This is a genomic window from Brevibacillus sp. AF8 (genome assembly GCF_021270385.1).
Taxonomy (GTDB): domain Bacteria; phylum Bacillota; class Bacilli; order Brevibacillales; family Brevibacillaceae; genus Brevibacillus.
In genome coordinates, this window is sequence record NZ_JAGQDN010000042.1 from 1 (window position 1) to 5,247 (window position 5,247).

Sequence of the window (5,247 nt, forward strand, 5' to 3'; positions counted from 1 at the left end):
CGCTTTAAAATTAAGTGAAATAAAAATGGCTGTCGACTTTCTCGACAGCCTGAAAACGCCAACATGATTGGCGTTTTTTTCTTTTCATTCTCATTTTTTTAGAAAAAGTTAATCTTTAGGAAATAGTTCATTAAGAACAGGTTTAGTAGGAGTTTATCTCTACGGACTACGATGTATTCAGAGGTATAACAGGCAATCTAAGCTCGGTACGCAACCGGGCTTAGGTCTATATCTCAATGACTTACCATGGAGGAAGGTGCCAAATGTACAAACTCATTTTCACTGCAATCCCATTCGGAATGCTGTTGACTGGCTGTGTGGATGAACCGTCCGTAACAGCTCCGGCTGTAACGACCGTACAGCAACAACAACCAGCAACACCACAGCCGTCACAACAACGGTCTCAACCAGGGAAAAAACCAACTCTATCTCAAGAAGAAGTGAAAGAACGGAACAAAAAACTGCTCTCTGCAGCAGCCGAGGGCAAAACCGATGAAGTCAAGGCTAGCTTGGCAGCAGGGGCTGAGATAAACGCACAGGATGATCGTGGAAGAACAGCGGCGATGGCGGCTACACACGGCAACCATGTGGAAACCGTGAAGGTCCTTATTGAAGCAGGGGCTGACATCAATATTCAGGACGACCGGCAAGATAATCCGTTCTTGTATGCGGGAGCAGAAGGATACCTGGAGATATTGAAGCTGGTTATCGATGCAGGTCCAGATACGAAGATCTACAACCGCTTCGGAGGAACACCTTTGATTCCAGCGGCAGAACATGGATATGTGGAAGTAGCAAAGGAAATTCTTACACGGACGGATGTAGACGTCAACCATGTGAACAATCCGGGCTGGACAGCACTGATGGAAGCAATCGTATTGAACGATGGCGGAAAAAAACAACAAGAGATGGTCCAACTGTTAATCGACCACGGTGCTGACGTGAACATCCCGGATCGCGAAGGAAAAACACCCCTATATCGTGCAAATGAACGAGGTTATCACGAGATCGTACAAATCCTGCAAAAAGCTGGAGCACGCTAATTTGCAGAGGTAAGCATACATTCATACTTCGAGCGCGATGGAAATAATCCTCGACTAGAATAAGTCGTAGCAAGATTGATTCTAGTCAAAGGAGGCTATGTTCATGACAAGCCATACGACCATTCAACCGAAGATTTTGTATTACGGAACCCCCGTTGTCCTGTTGACGACTGAAAATGAAGATGGAACAACAAACATCAGTCCCATTTCATCGTCATGGGCGTTAGGAAATTTTGTCATTCTGGGACTCGGACTTGGCTCGCATGGATTGGAAAATTTGCGTCAGCGGCCGGAGTGTGTTATCAATTTGCCGGATGCCTCGATGTGGCAGCAAGTGGAAGCGTTGGCTCCGCTAACAGGCCGCAATCCCGTACCCGCCTACAAAGAGGAGCTGGGCTTCCGCTATGAAGCGGATAAGTTTCAGGCAGCCAATTTGACTCCTGTTGATTCTAATATCGTTCGTCCAAAGCGAGTAGGAGAATGCCCGCTTCAACTCGAAGCAGTCGTCCGCACGATTCGTTTTCCGGAATATGCCGACATGTTTGCGATCGTGGAGACAGAAGTGCGTCAGGTTCATGCAGACAAACAAATTGTACAAAGTGCTCATCACGTGAATCCTCAAGCATGGAATCCATTGATCTACAACTTCCGTCATTATTTTGGTCTAGGTGATCAGTTGGGAAAAACATATCGATCGGAAACGTAGAACGTCAAAAACGCCAAGTTTTTGGCGTTTTTGTATTCAGTATGAAAAATATGGTATATTAGGTGTTGCCTAATAAAATTAGTTAATACCAAAAAATACGGGGTGAAAAGATGCTTGTCTGGATGTTGCGAAAAGTAATGGCAGAAAGAGGAGTTTGGACGGGGGCCGCTTTAGCAAGGCTGTTAAAAGAGAGAGCAAATTACAGTTTGTCTCCAGCCTCCATCAGTGCTTTACTAACCAGTCAACCCAAACAAATGAAAGCCGAGACACTTGATGCACTCTGTACTGCTCTGGAATGTACACCAAATGACTTGTGGGCGTATACACCGCCTAATAGAGTGAAGGGAGCATAAAAATATGGCAGTGAAACAGATTTTGCCTTTTGGAGACCCAATCTTGCGTAAAGTAGCCAAGCCAGTGGATGAACTGAATGCGAAAACGTTCAAGCTACTGGACGAAATGGCTGAAACCTTATATGCCACGGACGGCCGTGCTGGCCTTGCCGCACCTCAAGTAGGCATTCTTCGCAGGGTGGTTGTCATGGATTGCGGAGATGGATTAATTGAGCTCATTAATCCAGAAATCATAGAAAAGAGTGGCGAACAAATCGGAATGGAAGCTTGCTTATCTTTTCCTGGTTACTTTGGCAATGTTAAGAGAGCCGAGCATGTAAAGGTAAAGACGTTGAACAGACAAGGCGAGGAAATAATTCTTGCAGCAGACGGATTCCTTGCCGTTTGTATGCAGCATGAAATCGATCATTTAGACGGAATTTTATTTGTGGATCATGTTCAGGAAAAATGGCTGTATCATGAAAAAACAAGGCAAAAAGTCGATTTGCTGGATGTGATCCGCTTAACAAAAAAGACCTAACAAAAAGGCGTACCGTCTCCATACGGGAAATATGATAGTAGAAGGCCGTTTGTTCCGGATATCTGAAGAGAGCGGCATTTTTACGTGGAGGAACATACATGGAACAACTACTGATAGGTAGCTTTCTTTCTGCCATGGCTACTGGTGTGGGCGCCTTGCCTATCCTTTTTTTCAAATCGGTATCACATCGATGGCGGGATATATTGCTGGCGTTTACGGCAGGAATTATGGTGGCTGCCTCGACATTCAGTCTGATCCCACAGGCACTTCAGAGCGCGCCATTTATTATCGTTTGTTTGGGAGTGCTTACCGGAACATTGTTGCTTACGGTGTTGGAAAGCATCGTCCCGCATATCGATTTGGAGCATACGAGAATCAACATTTCGATGGATTCGCAATCGCTGCTGATCTTGTCTGCGATTACCTTGCACAATATTCCAGAGGGCTTGTCCGTTGGCGTGAGCTATTCGAGTGAACAGTCTGGCTTGGGTGGCCTGATTTCTTTTGCAATCGGTCTGCAAAATGCACCAGAAGGCTTTCTGGTGGCACTTTTTCTGATCAATCAAAAGGTCAGTCGCTTCAAGGCGTTTCTTTTGGCAACGATGACCGGAGCAGTTGAAATCGTCTCTGGGATCTGTGGCTATTATTTAACCTCTGTTGTTCACGGGCTGGTGCCATACGGGCTTTCCTTTGCCGCAGGCGCGATGTTGTTCATCGTTTACAAGGAGCTCATCCCCGAAAGCCATGGAGATGGTCATGCTCGATCTGCGACTTTTTCGTTTATCCTGGGACTTTTGGTCATGATTGGACTAGTTCAGTCGTTTGGATGAGCGGTTTTTTTCAAAAAGCCTCACAAGTGAGAGCAAAAATTCCGAAACCATATATAGATAGATTTCGATTATGGAAGTAGGGAGTGTCACGATGGAAAAGTCTACCTTGATAGGTATAGTTTTAGGTATTGTCGCAGTAGTAGTCGGGATGATCTTGAAGCATGCAAGTCCGATGGCATTACTGAATCCAGCAGCATTTATGATCATCATCGTAGGTACGATTGCTGCCCTTTTCAACGCATTTCCCATGTCGGAAATCAAGCGTATTCCTGCCCTTTTCAAGATAATTTTTAAAGAAGAAAAGCTCCCTGAAAAAAGAGAATTGATCGGTCAGTTTATGAACTGGGCTTCCATCGCTCGTCGCGAAGGATTGCTTGCACTGGAAAACACTTCTGATGAGATTGAAGATCCATTTCTGCGTAACGGCATGAAGATGATTATTGATGGTGGGGAACCGGATTTTGTTCGCGATGTTCTGAATGAAGAAATTCACGCCATTGAAGAACGCCATCAGGCAGGGGCACTCGTCTTTAGCCAAGCGGGAAGCTACGCTCCGACACTCGGGGTATTGGGTGCGGTTGTGGGTCTGATTGCCGCCTTGGGTAACTTGAGTGACATCGATGCATTGGGTATATCGATTGCGGCTGCGTTCGTAGCTACCTTGCTCGGTATTTTCACGGGTTACGTATTATGGCACCCGTTCGCAACCAAGCTCAAACGGAAATCAAAGGCAGAAATTGAAATCAAAAAAATCATGGTCGAAGGATTGCTTTCCATTCAAGCAGGTGTATCCCCGACTGCGATTGAGCAAAAGCTGCTGGTTTACATTCCATACCAAGAGCGTGCGGAAATGAAAGAAGAAATGAAGGAAGAGAAGAGGGAGGAAGGAGCTGCGGTAAATGGCTAAGCGACCAAAGAGACATGCTCATCATGAAGAGCATATGGACGAGTCTTGGCTAATTCCATACGCGGACTTGCTCACCCTTCTGCTCGCTTTGTTTATCGTGTTGTTCGCCTCTAGCGAGATGGATGCGAAGAAGTTCGACCAAATGGTTCGGTCCTTCAGCGTTGCAATCAACGGCGGTACGGGAGTCATGAACTACCCAAGCCCGGTACCGCTAGACCCGCAGCTTCAGCAGCAAACCTTGCACAAAGGCGCACAGGAAGCAGAAAAACAGAAGACAGAAGAAGAAAAGCGTCTGGAAGAAGCGGTCCGCAAAGAGACAGAGGACTTGAAAAAGCTACAGACAAAGCTGGACGGATACATTCAGCAAAACAAGCTGCAGGACAAGCTCCAGACCAAGCTGACCGAAGAAGGACTGCTGATCACCATTTTGGACAATGCGTTGTTTGACTCCGGTAAGGCCGATCTGAAACCGGAAGCGAGAAAGCTTGCGAGTGAAATGGCAGCGATGCTGGTGCCTCATCCGAAAAAAGTGACGGTAACTGGTCATACGGACAATGTGCCGATTCGCCGTGCTGAGTTCCCCTCCAACTGGGATCTCAGTGCCAAACGTTCCGTTAACTTCTTGAAGGTGCTTCTGGAAAACAAAAACCTCGACCCGACGAAGTTCAGCGCGACAGGCTTGGGAGAATACCATCCGGTAGCGCCGAATACGACGGCAGAAGGCAGAGCGAAAAACAGACGGGTAGAGGTAGCAATCCTGCGTGATCTGGCCTCTCCACCGAAAAATACTGTGAATCCGTAATAAAAAGGATAGCTTCCTCTGGAGGCTATCCTCAGGCTGTCGAGAAAGTCGACAGCCATTTTTATTTCACTTAATTTTAAAGCGAC

Annotated in this window: 7 protein-coding genes; all 7 read left to right on the plus strand. The window is 46.5% G+C overall.

Features of this window, described 5'->3' with window-relative positions:
• Positions 1-263: 263 nt before the first annotated feature.
• The 7 genes from KB186_RS28140 (at position 264) to motB (ending at position 5,161) form a co-directional block, all read left to right on the plus strand.
• Complete coding sequence (locus tag KB186_RS28140) at positions 264-1,043, plus strand: ankyrin repeat domain-containing protein (RefSeq protein ID WP_232774850.1); 780 nt, start codon at positions 264-266, stop codon at positions 1,041-1,043.
• Between the two features lie 103 nt (positions 1,044-1,146).
• The gene (locus KB186_RS28145) at positions 1,147-1,749 is read left to right on the plus strand and encodes a flavin reductase family protein (protein WP_232774851.1); all 603 of its coding nucleotides are present in this window, start codon (positions 1,147-1,149) and stop codon (positions 1,747-1,749) included.
• Between the two features lie 110 nt (positions 1,750-1,859).
• Positions 1,860-2,102, plus strand: a complete 243-nt coding sequence (locus tag KB186_RS28150; RefSeq protein ID WP_173611252.1) for a helix-turn-helix domain-containing protein — start codon at positions 1,860-1,862, stop codon at positions 2,100-2,102.
• Positions 2,103-2,106: 4 nt separating this feature from the next.
• Entirely contained in the window at positions 2,107-2,622 is a 516-nt protein-coding gene (def, locus tag KB186_RS28155; RefSeq protein ID WP_173611253.1) for a peptide deformylase, read from the plus strand.
• A 98-nt stretch (positions 2,623-2,720) separates the two neighbouring features.
• Positions 2,721-3,452: a ZIP family metal transporter gene (locus KB186_RS28160; RefSeq protein ID WP_047073459.1), complete on the plus strand. Its 732-nt coding sequence runs from the start codon at positions 2,721-2,723 to the stop codon at positions 3,450-3,452.
• Between the two features lie 91 nt (positions 3,453-3,543).
• Positions 3,544-4,359, plus strand: a complete 816-nt coding sequence (gene motA / locus KB186_RS28165; RefSeq protein ID WP_173611254.1) for a flagellar motor stator protein MotA — start codon at positions 3,544-3,546, stop codon at positions 4,357-4,359.
• Complete coding sequence (gene motB / locus KB186_RS28170) at positions 4,352-5,161, plus strand: flagellar motor protein MotB (RefSeq protein ID WP_173611255.1); 810 nt, start codon at positions 4,352-4,354, stop codon at positions 5,159-5,161. The genes motA and motB overlap by 8 nt, the downstream gene beginning before the upstream one ends.
• The last annotated feature ends 86 nt before the right edge of the window (positions 5,162-5,247 follow it).

What these genes read in the sequence shown, in the direction of transcription:
- KB186_RS28140 (WP_232774850.1), top strand. Translation starts at nt 264, where the DNA reads ATGTACAAACTCATTTTCACTGCAATCCCATTCGGAATGCTGTTGACT.
- KB186_RS28145 (WP_232774851.1), top strand. Translation starts at nt 1,147, where the DNA reads ATGACAAGCCATACGACCATTCAACCGAAGATTTTGTATTACGGAACC.
- KB186_RS28150 (WP_173611252.1), top strand. Translation starts at nt 1,860, where the DNA reads ATGCTTGTCTGGATGTTGCGAAAAGTAATGGCAGAAAGAGGAGTTTGG.
- def (WP_173611253.1), top strand. Translation starts at nt 2,107, where the DNA reads ATGGCAGTGAAACAGATTTTGCCTTTTGGAGACCCAATCTTGCGTAAA.
- KB186_RS28160 (WP_047073459.1), top strand. Translation starts at nt 2,721, where the DNA reads ATGGAACAACTACTGATAGGTAGCTTTCTTTCTGCCATGGCTACTGGT.
- motA (WP_173611254.1), top strand. Translation starts at nt 3,544, where the DNA reads ATGGAAAAGTCTACCTTGATAGGTATAGTTTTAGGTATTGTCGCAGTA.
- motB (WP_173611255.1), top strand. Translation starts at nt 4,352, where the DNA reads ATGGCTAAGCGACCAAAGAGACATGCTCATCATGAAGAGCATATGGAC.